This window comes from Actinoplanes hulinensis (assembly GCF_019429605.1).
GTDB classification, from domain to species: Bacteria; Actinomycetota; Actinomycetes; order Mycobacteriales; family Micromonosporaceae; genus Actinoplanes; species Actinoplanes campanulatus.
Map to the genome: position 1 here is coordinate 178,033 of NZ_JAHXZI010000012.1, position 19,895 is coordinate 197,927.

Annotated in this window: 25 protein-coding genes and 1 other RNA gene; 7 read left to right on the forward strand and 19 right to left on the reverse strand. The window is 67.7% G+C overall.

Annotated features, from left to right (window positions below):
- Positions 1 to 15: 15 nt before the first annotated feature.
- The 15 genes from KZ829_RS23450 to KZ829_RS23520 form a co-directional block, all read right to left on the reverse strand.
- Complete coding sequence (locus KZ829_RS23450) at positions 16 to 759, reverse strand: DUF6301 family protein (RefSeq protein WP_220146063.1); 744 nt, start codon at positions 757 to 759, stop codon at positions 16 to 18.
- Positions 760 to 894: 135 nt separating this feature from the next.
- Positions 895 to 2,172, reverse strand: coding sequence for a tyrosine-type recombinase/integrase (locus tag KZ829_RS23455; RefSeq protein ID WP_220146064.1), 1,278 nt, complete (start codon positions 2,170 to 2,172; stop codon positions 895 to 897).
- The gene (locus KZ829_RS23460; protein ID WP_220146065.1) at positions 2,172 to 2,369 is read right to left on the reverse strand and encodes a helix-turn-helix transcriptional regulator; all 198 of its coding nucleotides are present in this window, start codon (positions 2,367 to 2,369) and stop codon (positions 2,172 to 2,174) included. The genes KZ829_RS23455 and KZ829_RS23460 overlap by 1 nt, the downstream gene beginning before the upstream one ends.
- A 262-nt stretch (positions 2,370 to 2,631) precedes the next feature.
- A complete protein-coding gene (locus tag KZ829_RS23465; protein ID WP_220146066.1) occupies positions 2,632 to 4,206 on the reverse strand; it encodes a replication initiator in 1,575 nt (524 codons plus the stop codon).
- The gene (locus KZ829_RS23470) at positions 4,203 to 5,096 is read right to left on the reverse strand and encodes a hypothetical protein (RefSeq protein WP_220146067.1); all 894 of its coding nucleotides are present in this window, start codon (positions 5,094 to 5,096) and stop codon (positions 4,203 to 4,205) included. Before KZ829_RS23470 ends, KZ829_RS23465 begins: the two co-directional genes overlap by 4 nt.
- Positions 5,093 to 5,356, reverse strand: coding sequence for a hypothetical protein (locus KZ829_RS23475; RefSeq protein ID WP_220146068.1), 264 nt, complete (start codon positions 5,354 to 5,356; stop codon positions 5,093 to 5,095). Before KZ829_RS23475 ends, KZ829_RS23470 begins: the two co-directional genes overlap by 4 nt.
- Entirely contained in the window at positions 5,353 to 5,787 is a 435-nt protein-coding gene (locus tag KZ829_RS23480) for a hypothetical protein (protein ID WP_220146069.1), read from the reverse strand. The genes KZ829_RS23475 and KZ829_RS23480 overlap by 4 nt, the downstream gene beginning before the upstream one ends.
- A complete protein-coding gene (locus tag KZ829_RS23485; RefSeq protein ID WP_220146179.1) occupies positions 5,784 to 6,134 on the reverse strand; it encodes an RRQRL motif-containing zinc-binding protein in 351 nt (116 codons plus the stop codon). Before KZ829_RS23485 ends, KZ829_RS23480 begins: the two co-directional genes overlap by 4 nt.
- A gap of 764 nt (positions 6,135 to 6,898) precedes the next feature.
- Positions 6,899 to 7,090: a hypothetical protein gene (locus KZ829_RS23490; protein WP_220146070.1), complete on the reverse strand. Its 192-nt coding sequence runs from the start codon at positions 7,088 to 7,090 to the stop codon at positions 6,899 to 6,901.
- Positions 7,087 to 7,611: a DUF6197 family protein gene (locus KZ829_RS23495; RefSeq protein WP_220146071.1), complete on the reverse strand. Its 525-nt coding sequence runs from the start codon at positions 7,609 to 7,611 to the stop codon at positions 7,087 to 7,089. Before KZ829_RS23495 ends, KZ829_RS23490 begins: the two co-directional genes overlap by 4 nt.
- A 113-nt stretch (positions 7,612 to 7,724) precedes the next feature.
- Positions 7,725 to 7,916: a hypothetical protein gene (locus KZ829_RS23500; RefSeq protein ID WP_220146072.1), complete on the reverse strand. Its 192-nt coding sequence runs from the start codon at positions 7,914 to 7,916 to the stop codon at positions 7,725 to 7,727.
- On the reverse strand, positions 7,913 to 8,764 hold the full coding sequence (locus tag KZ829_RS23505) for an FtsK/SpoIIIE domain-containing protein (RefSeq protein WP_372453891.1): 852 nt from the start codon (positions 8,762 to 8,764) through the stop codon (positions 7,913 to 7,915). Before KZ829_RS23505 ends, KZ829_RS23500 begins: the two co-directional genes overlap by 4 nt.
- A gap of 17 nt (positions 8,765 to 8,781) precedes the next feature.
- The gene (locus KZ829_RS23510) at positions 8,782 to 9,039 is read right to left on the reverse strand and encodes a hypothetical protein (protein WP_220146074.1); all 258 of its coding nucleotides are present in this window, start codon (positions 9,037 to 9,039) and stop codon (positions 8,782 to 8,784) included.
- 115 nt (positions 9,040 to 9,154) lie between these two features.
- Positions 9,155 to 10,081 carry a hypothetical protein gene (locus KZ829_RS23515; RefSeq protein ID WP_220146075.1) on the reverse strand — a complete coding sequence of 309 codons (927 nt, stop codon included), beginning with the start codon at positions 10,079 to 10,081 and terminating at the stop codon, positions 9,155 to 9,157.
- Positions 10,082 to 10,210: 129 nt separating this feature from the next.
- A complete protein-coding gene (locus tag KZ829_RS23520) occupies positions 10,211 to 10,597 on the reverse strand; it encodes a hypothetical protein (RefSeq protein WP_220146076.1) in 387 nt (128 codons plus the stop codon).
- A 156-nt stretch (positions 10,598 to 10,753) separates the two neighbouring features.
- Between KZ829_RS23520 and KZ829_RS23525 the strand changes: the two genes are divergently transcribed.
- Together KZ829_RS23525 and KZ829_RS23530 are read left to right on the forward strand one after the other, a co-directional pair.
- Entirely contained in the window at positions 10,754 to 11,542 is a 789-nt protein-coding gene (locus tag KZ829_RS23525) for a GntR family transcriptional regulator (RefSeq protein WP_220146077.1), read from the forward strand.
- Positions 11,539 to 12,120: a GNAT family N-acetyltransferase gene (locus tag KZ829_RS23530; RefSeq protein WP_220146078.1), complete on the forward strand. Its 582-nt coding sequence runs from the start codon at positions 11,539 to 11,541 to the stop codon at positions 12,118 to 12,120. Before KZ829_RS23525 ends, KZ829_RS23530 begins: the two co-directional genes overlap by 4 nt.
- A 209-nt stretch (positions 12,121 to 12,329) precedes the next feature.
- On the opposite strand, the gene KZ829_RS23535 is transcribed toward KZ829_RS23530, so the two are convergent.
- A complete protein-coding gene (locus tag KZ829_RS23535; RefSeq protein WP_220146079.1) occupies positions 12,330 to 13,160 on the reverse strand; it encodes a hypothetical protein in 831 nt (276 codons plus the stop codon).
- Between the two features lie 423 nt (positions 13,161 to 13,583).
- An RNA gene (gene rnpB / locus KZ829_RS23540) (RNase P RNA component class A) lies at positions 13,584 to 13,987 on the reverse strand.
- A 101-nt stretch (positions 13,988 to 14,088) separates the two neighbouring features.
- On the opposite strand from rnpB, the gene KZ829_RS23545 reads away from it, so the two are divergent.
- Entirely contained in the window at positions 14,089 to 14,856 is a 768-nt protein-coding gene (locus tag KZ829_RS23545; RefSeq protein WP_220146080.1) for a sulfite exporter TauE/SafE family protein, read from the forward strand.
- Positions 14,857 to 15,064: 208 nt separating this feature from the next.
- On the opposite strand, the gene KZ829_RS23550 is transcribed toward KZ829_RS23545, so the two are convergent.
- Positions 15,065 to 15,463 carry a toll/interleukin-1 receptor domain-containing protein gene (locus tag KZ829_RS23550; RefSeq protein ID WP_220146081.1) on the reverse strand — a complete coding sequence of 133 codons (399 nt, stop codon included), beginning with the start codon at positions 15,461 to 15,463 and terminating at the stop codon, positions 15,065 to 15,067.
- A gap of 205 nt (positions 15,464 to 15,668) precedes the next feature.
- Here KZ829_RS23550 and KZ829_RS23555 point away from each other — a divergent pair, with 205 nt between their 5' ends.
- The 4 genes from KZ829_RS23555 (at position 15,669) to KZ829_RS23570 (ending at position 18,970) form a co-directional block, all read left to right on the forward strand.
- Positions 15,669 to 16,727, forward strand: a complete 1,059-nt coding sequence (locus KZ829_RS23555) for a type I glyceraldehyde-3-phosphate dehydrogenase (protein ID WP_220146082.1) — start codon at positions 15,669 to 15,671, stop codon at positions 16,725 to 16,727.
- 9 nt (positions 16,728 to 16,736) lie between these two features.
- Complete coding sequence (locus KZ829_RS23560) at positions 16,737 to 17,648, forward strand: serine/threonine dehydratase (RefSeq protein ID WP_220146083.1); 912 nt, start codon at positions 16,737 to 16,739, stop codon at positions 17,646 to 17,648.
- Between the two features lie 89 nt (positions 17,649 to 17,737).
- Positions 17,738 to 18,346 (forward strand): GTP cyclohydrolase II, encoded by a 609-nt coding sequence (locus tag KZ829_RS23565; protein ID WP_220146084.1) that lies wholly within the window; start codon positions 17,738 to 17,740, stop codon positions 18,344 to 18,346.
- A 42-nt stretch (positions 18,347 to 18,388) separates the two neighbouring features.
- Positions 18,389 to 18,970 (forward strand): M15 family metallopeptidase, encoded by a 582-nt coding sequence (locus KZ829_RS23570; RefSeq protein ID WP_220146085.1) that lies wholly within the window; start codon positions 18,389 to 18,391, stop codon positions 18,968 to 18,970.
- A gap of 40 nt (positions 18,971 to 19,010) precedes the next feature.
- Here KZ829_RS23570 and KZ829_RS23575 read toward each other — a convergent pair whose 3' ends face one another.
- Positions 19,011 to 19,808, reverse strand: coding sequence for a class I SAM-dependent methyltransferase (locus KZ829_RS23575; RefSeq protein ID WP_220146086.1), 798 nt, complete (start codon positions 19,806 to 19,808; stop codon positions 19,011 to 19,013).
- Between the last annotated feature and the right edge of the window lie 87 nt (positions 19,809 to 19,895).

Consider the following 19,895-nt stretch of genomic DNA (forward strand, 5'->3'; position numbering starts at 1 on the left):
TCTCGGGCACTTTCGCTATGCGCGCGGCAGCGGCAGATGCGGGACCGGAAGGTCCGATCGGTAGCTGAGCTCACCGGCCTCGTCACCCCAGCGGTTGGCGAGGCCGGCGGCCATTTCCCGGTACGCCGTCCCGGCGGCCGGCCAGGGAAGAACCATCTCGTCGCCCCCGGCGGTCACGGTGAGGGTGCCGTCCGTCTGCCGCAACTCCGCCCGCACCCCGCCCCTCGAGTCCACCAGGGTCACCACCGCACCGGCCGGAAGCGACGCCGCGGCGGCGGCCAGCCCCACCGCCAGGGCAGTCCCGTCCGCGACCGGGGCCACCGGCGGAGTCGGCACCCGGCGCGGCGCCGGCCGCAGCCACAGATCCAGCACACCCGGCCGGTCCACGATCTCCAGCATCCCGGCCGCCACCCGCCAGCCGGCACTCGGATCCGGGCCCGGGCACCGTGCCTGCGGCGGCCCGAGCAGCTCCGTCACCTGATCGACGGCGGCCCGGAACCCGTCCCGCCGGGCCAGCACCGCCTCCGGCCCGGCCGCCTCGTTCCGCTCGGCCAGGCTCAGGTACAGCGCGGTCACCTCGGCGCCGAACAGGAACGCGCCCGCGTTGCCCGGGTCCGCGTCGAAGCGGCAGCTCACGGTCCCCTCCGACGGGGTACGCCACACCCAGCCGACGGCCGCGACCAGATCCGGCAGCTCGTCCACCGACCAGCTCCAGCCGACCCGGGCGAGCGCGGCCACGGTCCGCGCCAGAACGCTCACCACGACCCCCGTTCCACCAGCACCGGCGGTCATTCTCGCGCATCAAGGTCGCATAGTCGCGCGGCCGCGGATGTGGGAGGAATATCAGCATTCAGCCGACTTGAGGGCGGCGGACGAGTCGGCCTGTACGCCGGACTATGTGCCCCGACCCGGCCGTGACCTGCGCAGATAGTGCCTCCGGACCCGTGTAGGGCGTCTCCAGGGCGTTTGCGGGTCTTTCCGCGGGCCGAACAGGGCGTCGATCGCCGCGCGAGTACGTTCCTCGCTGGCCGGCATCAGGTGGGTATAGGTCCGGAGCGTGAACCCCGGATCGGCATGGCCGAGATACGCCGCGAGGGCCTTGACCGTCTCCCCGGCATCTAGCAGCGCAGAGGCGTAGAAGTGACGCAGCGCATGCATCCCGTTGTCCCGACTTCGCCCGAGCCCAGCCGCCGCCACGGCCGGGTGCCAGAAATCCGGGTTGAAGTCGCTTCGGTTGATCGCGTTCTTGCGGGTGGTGGTGAACAGCAGCACGACGGTTTCCCGCCGGTCGCTGGCCGGGTCCTCCCACGGCAGCGTCACTGCCAGCGGTGGCACGTCGGCGATGTGCTGGGCAAGGATTTCGGCGATGGCGTCGGCCAGTGGAATGCGCCGGTCCTTGTTGTTCTTCGGCAGGCCGAAGACGAGCCGGGAGCGGACCCGCTTGACCTGTCGCCGGATGTGAAGCCAGCCGTTGACAAAATCGATGTCCTCGGCCGCCAGCCCGAAGATCTCCCCTTGTCGGAGCCCGCAGCCGCTACCGAGATCGACCATCGGTTGATATCGCGCCGGAATCGCCGCCCGTACGGCGCGGACCTGCTCCAGAGTCCACGGGACGACTTTGCGTTCATCCGGGCGCGGCGGGTCCACCGATTTCGCCGAACACGGATTCTTGCCGATGCGTTCGTCATCGACGGCCGCGCTGAAAATCGAGCGGAGATGAGCGAACGTGACCGCGCGGGTGGCGGATCCGATGACATCGACGAGTTGTGTGTCCCATTCGCGGATGTGGCCCGGCCGGATGGCCGCGAGCTGCCGGTGACCGAAGAACGGGTAGAGATGCCGCCGGACACGGATCTCCATGCTCTCGCGGGTGGACGGGTCAAAGCGCCGGGTCCGCAGCCACGTCTCGGCGTAGTCGCGGAACAGGATCTGACCGGCTGCCGGGTCGATGTAGGTGCCCCGGCGCTTGTCCGACTCGACGGAGATCAGATAGTCCTGAGCGGCGCGTTTGGCCCGGTCCGGAAAGGACTTCTTGCGCTCTCGGCCGGTGTTCGGGTCCTCGAACCGGACGCGGTAACGCATGCCTATCCCGTACAGCTTGGTTTTGACCTGATGGGTGCTCCCGTCCGGCCGAGTGACGGTGTTGAACCAGCGGTCCTCGATATGTCCCATCAGGCCGCCACCTTCACCTGGTCGCGGAACCACTGCCGGACGTCGGCCGGGTCGTAACGGATAGAGCGCCCGACGCGTGCGCCGGGAGGCCCGTAGTTGCGTTTGCGCCAGGTGTAGAGCGTCGCTTTAGGGACGCGGAGGTACTCAGCGACCTGGTCTATCTCCCAGAGGGCTTCCTCCGGTGTCGTTCTGGCCATGTGTCTCCTTGCTGGTGATCGTGAGGTACATGCGGACGAATCCGGTCCGGCGTGCGGATCGGGTACTGGTGCGAATCGCTACCTGGTCGCCGTAGAACTCGCTGTAGAAGGCGGTCAGATAGTTCTTCTGGATCGCGACGGTTTCGGTAGGGCCGATGAGCCGGACGGCGAGAAGCGGCGGAACCTCGATGGACACGACGTTTCCTTTCGGGTTTGTGTGATCACGCTGTGGAGTTTTCAAGGAACGGTTGACACGTACGTGTCAGGCGGCGAGAGGGTGGGCGGTGGCGGCCTGGTCGAGGTCGGCCAGGTCGAGAGCGTGGGCTCGGCGGCGGGCGGCGTCGGCGGCCGAGTTGGCGAGCAGGGCGTCGCCGGTGGTGATCCAGCCGGTCGCTTCGTAGCCAAGCCGGTAGACGACGAGGTCGGCTTCCTGGTCGTCCCACAGGTGGGGGAAGCCTTGGGTGCGTCGCCAGATGACGCGTTCCATACGTTTGAAGGCGAAGGTGACGGAGAAGCCCCGACTCTTCGTGGTGATGTGACCGCCGTGGCCGTATTGGTGGGCGTAGCGGCGTAGCCGTTCCCAGCCGTCAGCTTGGCCGAGGTCCCAGCAGGCGCGGATCATCCGGCCGACGTGGGTTGCTGGGTCGGCGTGCAGTTCCACGGCCAGGTCGTCGAAGCGGCGGAAGGAAGCGCCGGTGACCTCGGTTCCTTTGGTGACGTATTTGGCCAGGTAGCCGGTCAGTTTGGTGAGGTTGGCGTCGCCGCCGGGCACGTTGATGTGCTTGAGGTCGAGGCCTTTGCTGCCCCAGCCGATGTGCCAGCCGTTATCGCCGTTGGCGGGGTGTGGGGCGCTGGTGTAGCTGGTCTTGTCGAAGGCGTCTTCTAGGACGCTGGCGAACATGGCCCGGGTGACGATTCGGTCGGCCGGCACGATCGCGCTCGGGCAGTCCGGGTTGTAGCCGTCCAGGCGGAAGATGGCGTGGTAGTGGATGACGCCCCGGGCCTGGAATTCGTAGACCTTGACGTGACGGCGGCGCAGGTCGACGCCGAGCCGCTTCCCGAGCCGTTCCAACTCCCGGTCGACTTCCTGAACGGTGCGGCGCCACAGTTCGGGGGCGTCGTGGTTCCAGGTGACGTGCCCGGCGTAGTCGTAGCAGTCCAGGCAGAACGCCGTTCCGAGGGCCGGATCGGTGGTCTTGTGCCGGGCGGTGCAGCGGATCTCGGCGCCGTGCGGGCAGGTGTTGCCGAACGGCCGGCAGATCGACGCGCGGCAGGTGCAGCGTTCCCGGCTCTTGCAGTCGGCGGCATGAGTCTTCACCACACGGTGGTGGACCGGCCCGAACGAGGGTGCGGTGGCGGTCAGGAAGATCGCGATGTGCTGGCCGAGCGGGGGCAGGCCGTACCGGTTGCCTTCCAGCCCGGCGCGGATGATCTGGAAGGTGTCGCGGCGGTAGACCTCGGCGCAGGACGGGCAGACGCTGGCGCGGCGGTTGCCGCACGGGGTGTAGATGACGCCGTCGGGCATCGAGTTGGTGTCGATGGTGTGCATGTGCTGGCCGTCGCGGTTGCGGACGTCGATCTGGCCGGAGAGCCGGATCGGCCGGGTGCAGGCGGCGGCCGCGCTGACGTGGTCGAGCCATTCGGGGAACTGGCCGGAGCGGACCCGGCGGCGGGCGGTGGCGACCTCGCCGGGGTCGAAGCCGAGTTGGGTGTCTGGGTCGGCCGGGGCCGGGCCGGGGGTGGGGGTGGCCCAGGGCCAGTAGGTCTCGGCGTTCTCCCCCGCACCCACCACCGGGTTAGTGGTGGTGGGTGTGAGAGGCAGCGTCGAGCTGCTCATCGGGCGGCCCCGATCGGGCTGCCGTTGTGCGGGCGGGTGTTGCCCGGCACGGTCGGATGGTTGGCGAGTTCGGTCAGGATGTCGGCGGCTTCGGAAGTGGGGACTCGCAGCCGGACGGCGAGCTGGCCGTGGTTGATGTCTTCGCCGTTGGTCTCGCGGTGTGCGGCGGCGATGGTCCTGGCGTTGTTCAGCAGCGGTTCCGGGAACCGCGGACCGGGTGCAGCGGGTACCGTCGTCGGCTCGGCAGGCTCCGGGGCAGAGGCGGGTTTCACTACTGCCGGTGCGGTGGTCTTCTTGGCCGGAGTCCGGGTTGCTGGTGTCTTCTTCGCCGGGGTGCGTTTACGGGGTGTGGTGGTGGCCCTGGTCGTGGGTGCGGCGGCCGGCGGTTCCTCTACGCGCGTGGTGTCGGATGACGTGGCGGGTGAGGTGGCCAGCTTGTCAGCCGCGACCGGGTTGGTGGGCCGTTTGCTGGTGGCGGAGAAGACGAGCTTGGACAGGCCGAGGAAGGCCAGCGCGGGCAGGGCGGAGACCACCCAGCCGGAGTAGCCGGGCTTGGCGACGGCGAGCTGCGCGGTCAGCGAGAACAGCACCGCGCCGAACAACAGGACCATCGGGTAGCCGACCGGGGCATCCCGGTCACGGCGACGGCGACGGCCGATCTCGATGATGGCTGCGGTCGGGATCAACTCTGAGATGACCGCGTTAGCCCAGCCGAACCATTCGGCGGTGTCCGCCGGGCTGTTGTCGAGCGTCCATTCCTTGACGTGCGTGAACGATGCCGCACCGGCCATCAGGCCGACGATCAGGACGATGACGATCAGGACGAGGAACTGCACACCGTCGATGGAAATCCGCTTACGCGGGACGGTGGGCACGGGAGGGGTGGTCATGACGACCTCCCCGCAGGGTTGGCCGAGATGATGGCCCAGCCTTCACGAGCGTCGTCAGCGAGGACGGACTCGCCCAGGGCGTTGAGCTGGTCGGCCATGTTGTTGGCCTCGTGGCGGATGGCCCGCAGCCGGGCGGCAACCTCGCCGGTGTGCGAGGTGATGCCGTGACCTAGCAGGTAGCCGCTGCCCTTGAGTAGGTCGCGCTGCTCGTTGCGCAGGCGGGTGATGGCGCTGGTCAGTGTGCGAGTGGTGGAGTTCATGCGTAGACCTCCGGGTCGAGTGGGATGACGGCGATCACGCCGGTGCAGCCGTCGCAGAAGATGGGGGTGAGGCGAATGGAGGCGAGGTCGTTGATCAGGTCAGTCGGCGCGCTGTAGCGGGCCGGGTAGACGGCATAGCCGTCGCAGTCACCGCACGGCAGCGTGCAGGCGCAGCAAGATTCGAAGAGTTCGCCCAGGACGTCATCGCGTCCGGCGGGCATCTGCTGGTCGATGCAGAACCGGCAGTGATACCGGTCGAGGTGGGCCTCAGCCCACGCCATGGCCTCAGCCCAGGTGGCGAAGACCCCGGTGCAGTCCGCGGGCGGAGTGACCCAGCAGCAGGGGCAGTAGGCCTCCCACGGCCGTTCGTCGCCGAGGAAGTTCTCCGGGTTGAACGCGATCCGGACACGCTGCTGGTTGAGCAGGCTCATCGGGCACCGCCCAGGCGGCACTCGTAGCACATGCCGTGCCGGGTGGAGATGTAGTAGTCCTTGACCTCGCCGCACTTCGGGCAGGTCCGGCGGGTCCGGTGCATGCGGTCGATGACCGCGAGCTGAGCCGGGGTGGCCTCGCGCTTGGGCTTGGCCAGGTCGATGCGGTAGAGGTAGGCGACACGGTCGCCGCGCCGCCACAGGATCTGAGCGGCGATCTCCTGACCGCCGGGGCGTAGGCCCTGATCACGAAGTTGGCGGCGGGTGGCCAGGCCGGTCGGGGCCATGTTGAACGGGTAGGTGGGCGTGCCGCCGTGCCGTTCCCCGGTGGGGTCGTAGAACTTCATCGGGTCCTCCAGATCGGCCGGCACGTTGGCGGCCTGGTCGTCGCCGTGGGTGCACGGCTGGCCGAAGGTGGGAAAGGTGTAGGTGTCCCGGTCGATGTCGGCGGGCAGGAACGCGGCTTTGCAGGCTGCGCAGACGATCGCGCCGGTCTCGAAGGCCGTGACGGAGAGGCGGATCTTGCGGGGGCATTCGCATTCGCAGGAGACGCCGTTGTTGTTGTTCGTGCGCTCTTTGCCGGGGCCGAAGACCTCGGGGTGCCGGTAGACGCGCAGCACCCGGGACAGGCCGGTGATGACGTCGCCGTATTCGGCGGCGGCCTGGTCGGTGAGGGTGCAGGGGGAGTAGCCGAGCTTGTCGTCCTTGGTGGCCGAGAGGCCCAGCTCGGCGGCGAGGGTGGCGAACTTCTTGTTGTGCCAGCGGCCCTGGCGTGAGGTGTCCTGGATGCCGCGAACGTCGGCCAGACCGTGGGTCGCCTCATGCAGCAGGGTCACGAGGATCTCGGCCGAGGAACGTTTGAGGCCCTCACCGGAGACGAGTACTTCCGGTAGTTGCCGGTCGCCGTGCTGCCAGCGCAGCGAGGCGAAGTGGCCCCACTTCATGGAGGCGTTCGGTTTTGCCGGTGAGCCGGACCCGACGATCAGGACGACCTCGGGAACCTCGGGATGCCGGGCGCGGATCGCAGCCCAGGCGGTCTCCAGGGCGGAGACGATCCCGGCGGAAGTGAAGGGTTGACACGTACGTGTCAGGTCAGCGATCGGGGGTGTGGTCACGCGTCGGCCCTCCGAGGGGTACGGCCGGTGAAGAAGTACAGGTCGACGCCCGCGGGCACCGGCTCAGGCCGGACCGGGTCGGGTTCGCGGGAGTAGCCGAAGCCCTGGTCGAGGGCGGGCTCGGCGGGAGCGGTGCGGCAGCGGCCGCAGATCACTGCGGTAGCGGTGACGAGGGCGGCGGTCATCATCGGCCGGCCCTCCACTTGAGCCACGCGAGGAAGCCCTCACGGGTCGGCCATGTCTCAGCCCAGGTGCACGAGTCGGCGTAGGTTTCGACGTCGTCTTCGGAGGCGTGCTGCCAGTCGTATTCGTCGGCGGCAGCGCGGAGCGTGGCGATGACGTTCTCGGCGGTCTGATCGTCCTGGTCGTTCCAGTCGGCGACCGAAGTCAGACCAGGCTCGGAGAAGCTAGTCGTCTCGCCGTGCTCAGCGAGGTAGCCCAGCAGGTACCGCCAGGCACGATGTGCGTCTCCGCCGGAGGCGGGTCCGTACCAGAGGCTGTGGTTGGTGACGGTGCCGTCAGCAGCCATACCGAGGGCACCCGTCGCGCAGGCAGGCGGGAAGGGCCGGGCCTTGCCGTAGTAGTAGCGCTGGGTCCAGCCGCGGAGTTCGAGGTAGTCGGCGGCTCCGCGCAGGGTGAGAGCCGGGGTCACCACAACATCGGTGGTGGTGTCGGCAGCGGGGCCGGTCGGGTTTTGGGTACGGTTCATGACGCCACGTCCTTTCGTGGGCGGTGGTGGTGGCCGACGGGCCGGGCGTGCTTTCCAGGGCTAGGTCCCGGTTCGTCGGCTGTTCCTATGGGTTGGTGCTGGTAGTGCCGTTGTCAGCGGCGCTTGGCCGCGTAGGTGGCCAGATGCCGGCCGACCGGCCCGTACGGGCATCGGCGGCAGATGACGGTGTTGCGGAGGAAACGGACCGGCTTGCGCCAGGTGCCGCAGGCCGTGCAACGGATCGCAAGAGCCCGGCCGGTGTGGTCCCGGCGTACGCGAGGGATCAGAGCGGTGACAGTGGTCATGCGACAGCCCTCAGGTCGGTTGTCGCGTTGTCGGCCGTACGGGTGCGGCGCACCCAGGCGGCGTAGTCCGCGACGCGGATGATGTCGTCGTTGCTCAGGTACGCGGCCTTGACCAGCATGGGAATCCCGCGCTCGCCGATGAGGTAGCCGCATCCCTGGTTGTCGGGATCGACGGTGTTCGACGAGTAGCCCTTCTTCACCCAGCCGTGGCCGAGGATGATGTCCGAGGACACGTCGTTGGTGCAGCGGCCGGCGAACCGCCAGGCGAAGATGTCCCGCAGTGACGGCGGGATGATGTCCGAACTCGGACGTTGAGTCGCACCGGCGACGGTCACGGCTACCTTCCGGCCACGGGCGACAATGTCGCGCAGCAGCACGGAGAAGCGCTTCTGTTCTTTCTCGTCTCCGGCGGTTGCCGAGTAGTAGGCGATCTCGTCGATCGCTAGGAGGATGGCGCCGAAGGCGTCGCGGGGCTGGATCCTCTGTTGCCGCACGGAACGCAGGAACTTGTAGCGGTTGTCCATGACCACTTGCAGGCGTTCCAGAGTCAGGATTGCCAGCTCCAGATCCGGTCCGACGAACACGTCGGCGCAGTCCTCCCAGAGGCCGAGATCGACCTGCGTGCCGTCGAACAGGCACAGGTTGACGTCGTCGCAGAGGGTTGCCGTTCCGACGACGGTGTTGAGCAGCGACGACTTTCCCGCGCCGGGCTCGCCGCCCATGAGGATGTTGCGGAACGCCAGTGGCAGATAGACCGGCTGACCGAATTCGTCGATGCCGAGGAACAGCGGGTCGAAGAACGACAGGAGGCTTCCGACCGGGATGCTCGGGCCGGTGAACGGCGACACCGCGTTGCTGGAGTCACTCATGACGACCCACTTGCGGGTGCCTTGATCAGTGCGGAGACGCGGTTGATGTGTTCCGCGGTGAAGCAGGTCCGGACACCTGAGGTCGACATGCCAGCGGCGGCGGCGAGATCAGCGAGCCGGTACGGGCGAGGGTGGATGAACGTGCGGGCGTAGGCGACCAGGTCCCGGATGACCCGGTCCGCGTGGTCACGTTCGATGCGAGTAGCCGCGAGATCGGTCAGGACGTGATCGCGGCGAAAGGCGGGTACGGACATGACGCTCAATCCCCGATCAGATGAAGAGGGGGTCCGGCGTGGCGCTGGTGACCTGGGTCGATGGCCACGCCGGGACCGTGATGGAGGGTTCTTGACACGTACGTGTCAGGAAGGGTTAGGCGTAGTCGTTCGGGTCGATGTCGTCCGAGGGCGACGGTTCCGGTTGGCGTCCGCGACGCGACCGGGGTTCGTTGTCGTCCGGCGAGCGCCGAGGGCGCACCGGGACGTCGTTGAGGTTCACGCCGACCGGGGGTCCGGCCGGGGAGACCGGCGCGTTGGCCGGCATGTCGTCGGGCACGAAGTCCGGCAGACTCGACAGCACCGTGTCCTTGAGCGTGTCGCGGCGGGTGATGTCGAGACGGATCAACGCCGCGTACTTACGCGACGCACGGGTGACGCGGACCTCGTTGGCCCAGCAGCCCACAGCCAGTCGTTGCAACTGGCCTTCCTGCTCCAGGTCGTGCAGGGCGAGACCGGGCCGAAGCCAGACCCACACCCGTTCACCGGCCGGGGTAGGCCGGGCGAGCAGGATGAACGGCAGTGTGCCCTGCCGGTTCTTGGCGATGAATGCGGCGAAGCACATCCGCAGCCGATGCCGCACTGCCAGGCACCAGAACACCGACATCACACCGAACCGGATCACCCGGGCCAGAGCGGACGCGGCGAGCGCGACCACGACCACGAGCGACAGCCACAGCGGTGTGGAGGTCATCAGCAGCACCCAGCCGTAGACCAGGAAAGCGCCGATCAGGACCTCCGGCAGCCACCACCAGACCATCCTGATGACCGGCCACGCCAGGACCAGGAACCCGAGCAGAATGCCCAGGACGAAGCCCGACGCGATCCCCGTCAGGATGCCCAGGATCGGGTGCATGTAATGCGACGCGACAGTGCCGCCGAGCAGACCGGTCACGGTCAACGTGACCCAGAACGTGATGAGCGCCTTCCGGCGCTGGGTTTGCAGGACCGGGGCCTCAACGACCGTGACGGACTGCCCCCTGCCGTTGCCGCCGATCACCTTGCGGCGGCTAGACTTCTGCATGACGATTTCTCCCTCTCCGGAGGGCTAGGAGTTGCTGGAAGAGCAGGTGCGGGGCCGCTCATCGACGCCAATCTCTGGCGACCCCGCGTCCTGTGACTAGGTGGCCTCAGGAGCCAGACGGATAAGAAATCAGGCAGCCTTCAAAGCCGACGGGCCGGACAGAACCTCCAGACCGGACGCCTTGAAGGCGACACCGGAACGGGTCTTGCCGTTCTGCTCCGACACCCACGGCAGCGCCTCGAGGTCGACCGGGTGGACCTGGTCGCCGTCCTGGACGCTCGGACGCTCGGCGCTCACGATCGTGATGTTCATCTGAGCGCTCCACTTCTTGCCCGGGGTACGGCCACGCCCGAACACCGGCGCGGTCCACATCGGCAGGCCCGTGTCACGGGTGTCGAGCTTCTGAGCGCCCTTGTCGTCGAGCTTCGGCATGATCTCGTCCGCCATCTCGAAGATGACGCCGGTGGTGTTCAGCAGCAGACGCGGCTGAGTGCTGATGCGGGGCTGGTTTGCCATGAAACTGACTCCTCAAGTAGTGAGTCCCAGAGGGGACTCGTGATCCATAGGCCAGTCAGTCTGTACTGACTAGACAATGACAACGATGACTTGACCCACTGCGTCTGTCAAGGGTTTCGCCTAGACTGTCTAGACGATGCAGTTAGGAGACAACCCGTGCCCGTTTCGCGGCGAGGGCAACTACCCGTTTGGCAGCAGATCGCCGAGGAGCTTCGGACCTCGATCAACGATGGAACGCTGTTGCCGGGCTCACGCCTGCCCACTGAAGCTGAGCTGACCGAGCGTTACCAAGTCGCCCGCAACACCGCTCGACAAGCTCTGACCGCCTTGGTCAATGAAGGACTCGTAACTCCCGCTCGACCGCGCGGGTACTTCGTGCGAGATCGGAAGCCGCTCTACTACCGGCCCCAGCAGGAGTTCCGGCCAAGGCCGCTATCTCCTGAGATGGATATCTTCCTGGCTGAGCACTCGGCCGATGGCCGGCAGCCAGCGCAGTCCATCGAGGTGGCAATCGTCGATCCGCCTAGGGACGTCAAGAAGCGGCTGAACCTCGGTGACGGGGAACTGGCGGTCGTGCGTCGCCGGGTTCGTTACCTCGACGGGGAACCGTTCCACACGAACGACAGCTACTTTCCCCTGCGATTAGTCCAAGACACCGAGATTATGCGTCCCGAGGACATCGCTCGTGGAGCTAACCAGGTGCTTGCAGAGGTTGGATATTTGCAAGTTCGGGCTCTGGACGAGTTCTACGTTCGGATGCCAACGCCTGACGAAGCACGGCGGCTCAGTATCGGACCTGGAACGCCGATCGCCTATCACCTGGTAACCGGCCTTACGGAAGAAGGGCAGCCGGTGCGAGTCGTGCTCAATGTTCTTCCAGGAGACCGTCACGTCATCGCGTTTGAACGGACGCGCGTGGCCCTGCCAACACAGGCGGCGGAATGATGGTTGTTATCAAACGTGCAACCGCTGACGATGTCGAAACGGTGCTGAGCCTCCACGCCGAAGCCTCAGCGTGGCTAGCCGCCAAGGGCACCGACCAGTGGCAACCTGACGCCGTTGGGCGGAAAACCCGTGACAAGGTGAAAAATAGCATCGCAAAAAACGTCGCCTCAGGAACATGCTGGCTGGCCTGTGAAGGATCGACCGTGGTGGGCACCATCTCGGTTGACAGCTTCGCCGATCCTGAGTTCTGGAAAGACGAGGACAACCCGGGCGATGCCGTGTATGTGCATCGGATGATCGTTCGGCGAGACCATGCGGGCCGAGGGATCGGAAAGGTCCTGCTACGCCTAGCCGAAGAGGTAGCCCGAAACTCCGGACGCCACTGGGTGAGGCTCGACGCCTGGAGTACTAATGAGGGCCTTCACGGCTACTACCGCAGCATCGGATTTCAGAACGTTCGGACGCTCCGATTCAACCACCGAGGGTCAGGCGCTCTCTTCCAGAAGCCGGTTGAAGAGCGGGTAGAGCCACCTGAGTTCATGTGGCGGACAGGCGAACCAGTGTCTAGATCTTTGTGAGAACTTTCTATACGGGTTCAAGGCGGCCAGCTCCGCCGGCCGCTCGCGCCGCCCAGCAGGGCCGGGCCGGAGGCCCGCCGCCAGCGCCTCTGCTTCGCGGCAGCGCCAGCGGTTCCAGCCCTGCGGCAGGCGCGACACAACAAGTCCCCGGATCTGCCGAAGGTTCGGCTCTGATCCGGGGACTTCCTTAATGTGGTCACGTTTGCGGCCTACCAGCGCCCATTATTGTCAGCGATAATCGTGGCCGCTCGGGAGAACTTGCTCGCAGCATCTCCAATGTTGATGTTGGACAGTATGTCGGCGGCCGTCGCGAGGGACTGAGCCGCTTCCGCAAGCTGCCCTGGATTCAGCATTTGGCCAGCGGTGCTAAGACCTGCTGCGCTCGCCGCCAAATCTAGGTTCGAGAGGACCTCGGCAGCATATGCAAGACCGCTCGCGGCGCTGTCTAAGTTGGCGGTGCTCAGGATCTCTGCCGAGTAGGCGAGGGATGCTGCGGTGCTTCGATCTACGCCCCAGCTCGGGTCTGAAACAGCCGAGATTAGTTGCCTGAGTTCCGTCAGCGTGTCGGCGCTAGCGGTACCTGCCTCCTCCAGTTGGTCAGCAATACGCTCGAGTCGCGCAATAGGCGGCTCGAAAACGTCCAGAAGTAGCTCCGAAACTTGCTCGTCAGAGATCGGGCCTAGACTTGCCAGTACCTCGGTGTTATCACCCTCGTGGCGCTGTTTCATGGCAAGCAGTCGATCGGGAGGGTACAGCTTTTCGCCGGTTCGCCTGTCGTCTACTTCGTTGTGATGGGCATAGCACAGCAGCAGCAAGAACTTAAAAGAATTCCTGTCCTCGCCAGGAGGTAGGAGTGAATAGCGCGGCGATCTCGGCATGACGCCGTACACATGCGCCACCATGGCGTTCTTCTGATAAGTCTTTGGGCGTACCTCCTTGACCACAGGTTCCGGACACGAATCGAAGTAGCACCGGCCGTTACTCAATGCCCAAATCGCCGCCTCAGTGGCGGCCGGTATTGAAGCACGCTGCGAAGTCATAGTCCCGAAGCTACCGACATGACTACAGAACGAGAAGACTTGACTACGCGGCGAATCCGTGGGGGTCTCAAACCACTGCCCTCGCCGGGCGGGCTGGCTCCCGGGATGGACGCTGGCTGCTCGTCTTTTGCAGAGAGTGATAGTTGCGGTGGGTCGGGGTCATCCCGCTCGCCTGCCCGGAGGGATGCCAGACCTCCGCCAGGTCGTCAAACGATGAGGCTATTTGACGACCTGGCGGAGGCCCGGCATGGCGGAGCCCAGGCGACCGGGATGACCCCTTGGGGGTTGATTCGAGGGCGTCCTCGGGGCGTCGGGGCGTCTCCGGGGCGTCCGACGGCGACTGATGATGACCAACGTCGCCCAGTAACACCTATATATAAGGAGAGGTCAGCGCCGCCATCGCGGTGGTGACCTTGAGGGCGGCGGACGAGCCGGCCTGTACGCCGGATTCTGTGGCCGGTGACCCTGGGGTCGCCGGTGGCGGCCATCCATCTAGGCCTGCCGTTGCCGGCAGGCTCGAGCAGCCTACCCGCAGGCTCGGGCGAGCAGCCCTCGAACGCCTGCGCCGGCCACCGCCTTGCGGCAGTGGCCTTGCTTGGCCTTGCTCCGGGTGGGGTTTACCGAGCCACCCCGGTCACCCGGGGTGCTGGTGAGCTCTTACCTCACCGTTTCACCCTTACCCTCCCCGAAGGGAGGGCGGTCTGTTTTCTGTGGCACTTTCCCGCGGGTCGCCCCGGGTTGCCGTTAACAACCACCCTGCTCTGCGGAGTCCGGACGTTCCTCGGCGGCGCCCCTGCGGGCGCCGACGCGGCCGCCCAGCCGACTCGTCCGTCGCGCCGCCATCCTACGTGCCGGGGAGGTCGTGGGCCGGGCGGGGAGCAAGATCACCGGGCCGGGTGGGCGGGGAGCACGTAGATTCACTGCCACCATGGATTTCACGCACATCCTGCTTCTCGCCGCGGCCGGCGTCGCGGCCGGGGCGGTGAACGCGATCGCCGGCGGTGGGTCGCTGATCACCTTTCCGAGCCTGATCGCGACCGGGCTGCCGACGGTGGCCGCGAATGTCACCAACTCGGTCTCGGTCTTTCCGGGGTATGTGTCCAGCGTCGTGGGCAGCCGGGCCGACCTGGCCGGTCAGGGGCGGCGGGTGCGGGCCGCGCTGCCGGCCGCGGTCCTCGGATCGGCCGCCGGGTGTGCGCTGCTGCTGCTCACCCCGGAGCGGGCGTTCGAGATCGTGGTGCCGTTCCTGGTGCTGGGGGCGGCGGCGACGCTGGCGTTCCAGGAGCGGCTGCGCGGGCTGGTCGGGCATCCGCGGGCGATGTCACAGCGGCGGGCCGCGGTCACCCTACCGACCGTGGTGTTCGCCGGTGCTGTCTACGGTGGGTATTTCGGCGCCGCGCTCGGGGTGATGTACGTGGCGGTGCTGGCGCTGATCCTCGACGAGTCGCTGCAGCGGATCAACGCGCTGAAGAACGTGCTGTCGGCGACGGTCGGGTTCGTGACGCTGGTGGTGTTCGCCGCGTTCGCGGACGTGGACTGGGGTGCGGTGGCGATTCTGGCGCCGGCCGCGATCGTCGGGGGTTACGTTGGGGCGCGGCTCGCACGGCGTCTGCCGCAGCGGGTGCTGAAATACGTCATCGTCACGTTCGGTACGACGGTGGGCCTCATCCTGCTCTTCCGTGCCGTCACCGGCTGACCGTCGGTCACAGCGCCTGGATCTTGGGCCTTCGTCGACCGCGGGCGGTGTGTCAGGACTCAAGATCGCGCGGGATGGCAACCAACGCTCAAGATCGGGCGGGAGAGTGGCGGCCGCTCGGGATTGCCGCGGGGCGGGTCGGGCCGGGGGCCGGGGAACGGGTGCTTTGGCCGTACAAAATGGGGGTTGGGAAGAGGGTGACCGGAAATCACCAGCCGGCGGCGCGCGGGAACTGATGGCGGCGGATGCCGCCGGCCAGGTTGAGCAGCAGCTCCAGAGCGTCCTCCTCGTCGAGGCCGTGCAGGCTGCGGCAGGGGAGGGCGCGTAGCGCGCGAGGGAGTTCGGCGGCGTCGAGTCGCAGAACGATCAGCCGGCCGACGATCGCCGGCGCCCGTAGCAGGGTGGCCCAGTCGGCGGCGGTGGCCCGGTGTTCGGCGGAGATCAGCAGGAGCACCGGGGTTGTGCCGCCGAGGCCGCCGGCGAGGCGGCGCACGAAGCCGGGGCCGGCCGGGTCGAGGTGGACGTCGTGGCCGGCGGCGCGCAGCTCCAGAGCGATCCATTGTGCCCAGGGTTCGTCGGCGACGGCGTGGGAGACGAGTACGGGCACGCCCCCAGAATGCCGGACCGGGGTCCACAGTGCTGTCCGCGGTTCGACGTCCGTCGTTGGAGGGGTGTGAGAATGTCGTCCGTTGACGTGCAACTTGCACAACTCATAGTGTCGAAGCCGTGACTGCGGGTGGATCCTGGGGGAAACAGGTGAGCCTGGTCACGGGGGAAATCCTGGCAAAGCATCCGAAATCGAGGAGCGCTCGATGACTGTCGCGATCGGGATCAATGGGCTCGGGCGGATCGGCCGAAGTGTGACCCGGATCGTGGCTTCCGCCTCGAACCCGGGCGTGCAGATCGCCGCGGTCAACGACGTCGCGTCGACCGACAAACTGGCCTACGGGCTGCGCCGGGACAGTGTCCGCGGCGCCTTTCCGGGGACGGTGACCGCGAGCGGGGACTACCTCGTGGTGAACGACCACGCCATTCGGGCATTCCACCACGAGCGCCCGGAGCGGATTCCCTGGGCGGAGGAGGGCGTCGACGTGGTCATCGAGGCCACCGGCCGGTTCCGCGCCGGGGCGGCGGCCCGTTTTCACATCACCCACGGTGGCGCCCGTAAGGTGGTGATCAGCGCCTCCGCCGACGACCCGGACGCGTTCCTGGTGGTCGGCGCGAACCACAAGAGTTACGACCCGGCGCTGCACGACGTCGTCTCCCCGGCCTCGTGCGGGGTGAACGCGCTCACCGTGATGGCGAAGGTGCTGCTCGACCGGTTCGGGCTGCGGTCGGTGAACACGTCGGTGATGCTGGCCGCCCAGAGCTGGCAGCGGGTGCAGGACTCGCTGGTCGGCACGTCCCGGGAGGATCCGCGGCTGGGCCGGGCCGCCGGCGAGAGCATCATCCCGCACAACTATGTGGTCGGTGACCTGGTCCGGGTGGCGCTGCCGGAGATCGGCGAGATGCGGTACAGCTACTACTGCGTACCCACCCCGATCGGCTCGCTCGCCGAGCTGTCCGGGCAGACCGACCGGCCGGTGACCGCCGACGAGGTCAACCGGGCGATGGCCGAGGCGGCGGCCGGGCCACTGCGCGGCATCCTGGCGTACGACCCGGACCCGACCGTGTCGATCGACGTGAAGAACAACCCGGCGTCCTGCCTGTTCGATCCCTCCGGCACGCAGACCACCGCGGACGGTGGGGTGAAGGTGCGCGGCTGGTTCGACAACGAGTGGGGCTTCTCCAACCGGTTGCTGGATCTGGCGAGGCTGGTGGGCGACCGTTTACCGGTTCCGTCCAGCCGGGTGACGTGGAGCGTCGCCTAGGCTTTCCCCGTGATCGACCTGTCTGACGTGCGGGCCGCGGCGAAACGTGTCGAGGGCCGGGTCCGGCGCACCCCGGTGCTCGCGGCCGGGCCGGATCTCTGGTTCAAGCTGGAGTTCCTCCAGCACGCCGGGTCGTTCAAGACCCGGGGCATGTTCAACCGGATCGTCGATCCACCGGCGGCCGGGATCGTCGCGGCCTCCGGCGGCAACGCCGGCCTCGCCGCCGCCTACGCGGCCCGTGAGCTCGGCGTCGCGGCCGAGGTGTTCGTGCCGGTCACCGCCCCGGCGGTCAAGGTGGCGAAGCTCGGCGAGCTGGGCGCGCGGGTGGTCCAGGAGGGCGGGGAGTACGCGGAGGCGTACGCCGCGGCGACGATCCGTGCCGGAGAGACCGGCGCCCTGTTCTGCCACGCCTACGACGATCCGGAGATGGTGGCCGGGAACGGAACCATCGGGTTGGAGCTGCTGTCGCAGGTGCCGGACGGGTTCGGCGCCGTGCTGGTGGCGGTGGGCGGCGGTGGCCTGATCGGCGGGCTTCGTGCCGCTCTCTCGCGAGATATCCGGATCGTCGGAGTCGAGCCGGTCACCTCGTGCGCCTTCCATGCCGCGCAGCAGGCCGGTCACCCGGTGGACGTGCCGGTCTCGGGTGTGGCGGCGGATTCGCTGGGCGCCCGGCGAATCGGGGACGTCGGGTTCGCCCTGGCGCGTGACGCGACCTCCGTGCTGGTCGAGGACGACGCGATCGTCGACGCCCGCCGGAGACTGTGGGACGACTACCGGATCGTGGTCGAGCACGGCACCGCCGCCGCGTACGCCGCCCTGCTCACCAAGGCCTATCAGCCCGAACCGGGCGAGCGCGTGGTGGTGCTGCTCTGCGGGGCCAACACCGATCCGGCCGACCTGACCACCCGGCCGGGCCTGTGATCCGCGACCCACAGACAAGCATGGCCACCTCATGAACCGCCGCGTACGGTCGATCCGTACTTGAAGTATCAAGTGCACAGGGAGAGGGCATGCCGGTTCGTACGCGCGTCATCGTTCCGCTGGAGTTCCCCGACGGGTACCGCACCACCGCTGAGGTGATCACCTTCACCGGCCTAGCCGACGGGAAGGAGCACCTCGCGCTCGCTCTGGGCGACGTCGCGGAGGCCGGGGTGCCGCTCGTCCGCATGCACTCCGAGTGCATGACCGGGGACGTCTTCGGCTCACAGCGCTGCGACTGCGGCCCACAGTTGCGGGAAGCCGTGGAGCAGATCGCCGAGACCGGCGGTTACCTGCTCTACCTGCGCCAGGAGGGCCGCGGTATCGGGCTGTACGCGAAGCTCGACGCGTACGCCCTCCAGGACCTCGGGATGGACACGTACGAGGCGAACCGGGCACTCGGCCACGGCGACGACGAGCGGGACTACACCGCCGCCGCGCAGATGCTCCAGGCGCTCGGCGCGCCCGTCGTCGACCTGCTCACCAACAACCCGGACAAATCCCGCCAACTGCGGGATCTCGGTGTCGAGGTGCGGGCGGTCCGGCGGACCGGGGTGCACGCCTCCCCGGTGAACGTCCGCTACCTCCAGGCGAAGGTGACGCACACCCAGCACACGATCGATCTGGCCCCGGCGTCCTGAGGTTTTCCCTCAGTTTTCCCCGGGCGCGCCGAACCAGGGAACGTGGGAATCGAGGGAGTGAACTCGCGCATCGCGGAGATCCAGAGCCGGATCATCGCCTTGCAGACTCAGCGGGCCGGGACCACGTCGGCGAGCGTCACGTCCGCCCAGGGCACCTTCGCCAGTCATCTCCAGGGCGCGATCGCGTCCACCGCACCGACCGGCCAGACCTACAAACTCAACAGCAAGGGCATTCCGGAAGATCTTGCCGCGTACGGGAACGGCAAGATCCCGGAGACCGCCCTGGGCCGGGTCGGCAACACCGGGCACAAGCTCTGGGCGCCGGCGGCCGAGTCGCTGAACGGGATGATCGAGGACGCCCGGCGGGACGGCGTGGAGATCGGCATCACCGACTCCTACCGCCCCTACGCCGAGCAGGTCGACCTGGCCCGGCGTAAGGGCCTCTACTCGCAGGGTGGTCTGGCGGCCAAGCCCGGCACCAGCGAACACGGCTGGGGCATGGCCACCGACCTGGACCTCAACGCCAAGGCGCTCTCCTGGATGCGCAAGAACGCCGGCAACTACGGCTTCGTGGAGAACGTGGCCCGGGAGTCGTGGCACTGGGCGTACCGTCCCCCTACCTGATCTCAGGCGCGGCTTCCAGACGCGACTCTCGGCGCGGCTCTCAGGCGCGGCAGATGATCTCGCCGTGCGGGATGATCAGCCACCCGTCCGGATCGCCGGCCCATTGCCGCCAGCCGGCCGAGATCCGTTCCAGATCGGCCTCGGTGGCCGCACCGGTGCGCAGCGCCGTGGCGGCCATCTCCGACTTCAGCACCCGCTCCTCCCACATGCCGCCCCACCACTGCCGGTCCTCGTCGTCGGCGAAGCACCACACGCTCGCTGTCGCCGTGACGTCGGTGAACCCGGCCGCCCGCGCCCAGGACAGCAGCCGCCGCCCGGCGTCCGGCTCACCGCCGTTGCCGCGGGCCACCCGCTGATAGAGGTCCAGCCACTCGTCCAGCCCGGGCATCAGCGGGAACCAGGTGAAGGCCGCGTAGTCGCTGTCCCGGGCCGCGACCACGCCACCCGGCCTGGTCACCCGGCGCATCTCACGCAGCGCCCGGACCGGGTCGGACACGTGCTGGAGCACCTGGTGGGCGTGCACCACGTCGAAGCTGTCGTCCGGGAAATCCAGGGCGTGCACGTCGCCGACGGCGAAGTCGACGTTCGCCAGACCGCGCCGCGCGATCTCGGCGCGGGCCAGGCCCAGCGCCTCGCCGGTCTGCTCGAGGGCGGTCACCCGGCCGGGCGCCACCAGCTCCGCCAGCTCGGCCGTGATGGTGCCCGGGCCGCATCCGACGTCCAACAGGGAAATTCCGGAGGAAAGATGCGGCAGCAGGTACGCCGCCGAATTCTCTGCGGTGCGCCAGCGGTGCGAGCGCAAGACCGACTCGTGGTGTCCATGGGTGTAGGTCGCCATGGACCTCACGCTAGGCCTGTCGTCCGATAATGTGGGACAGTCATCCCATATATTGAGCAACCTGATTTCAGGATCAGCAGTTCAGAA

Excerpts from the sequence above, each read along its gene's own strand:
- KZ829_RS23465 (WP_220146066.1), bottom strand. The coding sequence starts at position 4,206 with ATGAGCAGCTCGACGCTGCCTCTCACACCCACCACCACTAACCCGGTG.
- KZ829_RS23545 (WP_220146080.1), top strand. The coding sequence starts at position 14,089 with ATGGATTTCACGCACATCCTGCTTCTCGCCGCGGCCGGCGTCGCGGCC.
- KZ829_RS23455 (WP_220146064.1), bottom strand. The coding sequence starts at position 2,172 with ATGGGACATATCGAGGACCGCTGGTTCAACACCGTCACTCGGCCGGAC.
- KZ829_RS23500 (WP_220146072.1), bottom strand. The coding sequence starts at position 7,916 with ATGACCACTGTCACCGCTCTGATCCCTCGCGTACGCCGGGACCACACC.
- KZ829_RS23480 (WP_220146069.1), bottom strand. The coding sequence starts at position 5,787 with ATGAGCCTGCTCAACCAGCAGCGTGTCCGGATCGCGTTCAACCCGGAG.
- KZ829_RS23460 (WP_220146065.1), bottom strand. The coding sequence starts at position 2,369 with ATGGCCAGAACGACACCGGAGGAAGCCCTCTGGGAGATAGACCAGGTC.
- KZ829_RS23495 (WP_220146071.1), bottom strand. The coding sequence starts at position 7,611 with ATGAACCGTACCCAAAACCCGACCGGCCCCGCTGCCGACACCACCACC.
- KZ829_RS23535 (WP_220146079.1), bottom strand. The coding sequence starts at position 13,160 with ATGACTTCGCAGCGTGCTTCAATACCGGCCGCCACTGAGGCGGCGATT.
- KZ829_RS23555 (WP_220146082.1), top strand. The coding sequence starts at position 15,669 with ATGACTGTCGCGATCGGGATCAATGGGCTCGGGCGGATCGGCCGAAGT.
- KZ829_RS23515 (WP_220146075.1), bottom strand. The coding sequence starts at position 10,081 with ATGCAGAAGTCTAGCCGCCGCAAGGTGATCGGCGGCAACGGCAGGGGG.
- KZ829_RS23565 (WP_220146084.1), top strand. The coding sequence starts at position 17,738 with ATGCCGGTTCGTACGCGCGTCATCGTTCCGCTGGAGTTCCCCGACGGG.
- KZ829_RS23510 (WP_220146074.1), bottom strand. The coding sequence starts at position 9,039 with ATGTCCGTACCCGCCTTTCGCCGCGATCACGTCCTGACCGATCTCGCG.
- KZ829_RS23490 (WP_220146070.1), bottom strand. The coding sequence starts at position 7,090 with ATGATGACCGCCGCCCTCGTCACCGCTACCGCAGTGATCTGCGGCCGC.
- KZ829_RS23530 (WP_220146078.1), top strand. The coding sequence starts at position 11,539 with ATGATGGTTGTTATCAAACGTGCAACCGCTGACGATGTCGAAACGGTG.
- KZ829_RS23520 (WP_220146076.1), bottom strand. The coding sequence starts at position 10,597 with ATGGCAAACCAGCCCCGCATCAGCACTCAGCCGCGTCTGCTGCTGAAC.
- KZ829_RS23485 (WP_220146179.1), bottom strand. The coding sequence starts at position 6,134 with ATGAAGTTCTACGACCCCACCGGGGAACGGCACGGCGGCACGCCCACC.
- KZ829_RS23475 (WP_220146068.1), bottom strand. The coding sequence starts at position 5,356 with ATGAACTCCACCACTCGCACACTGACCAGCGCCATCACCCGCCTGCGC.
- KZ829_RS23470 (WP_220146067.1), bottom strand. The coding sequence starts at position 5,096 with ATGACCACCCCTCCCGTGCCCACCGTCCCGCGTAAGCGGATTTCCATC.
- KZ829_RS23575 (WP_220146086.1), bottom strand. The coding sequence starts at position 19,808 with ATGGCGACCTACACCCATGGACACCACGAGTCGGTCTTGCGCTCGCAC.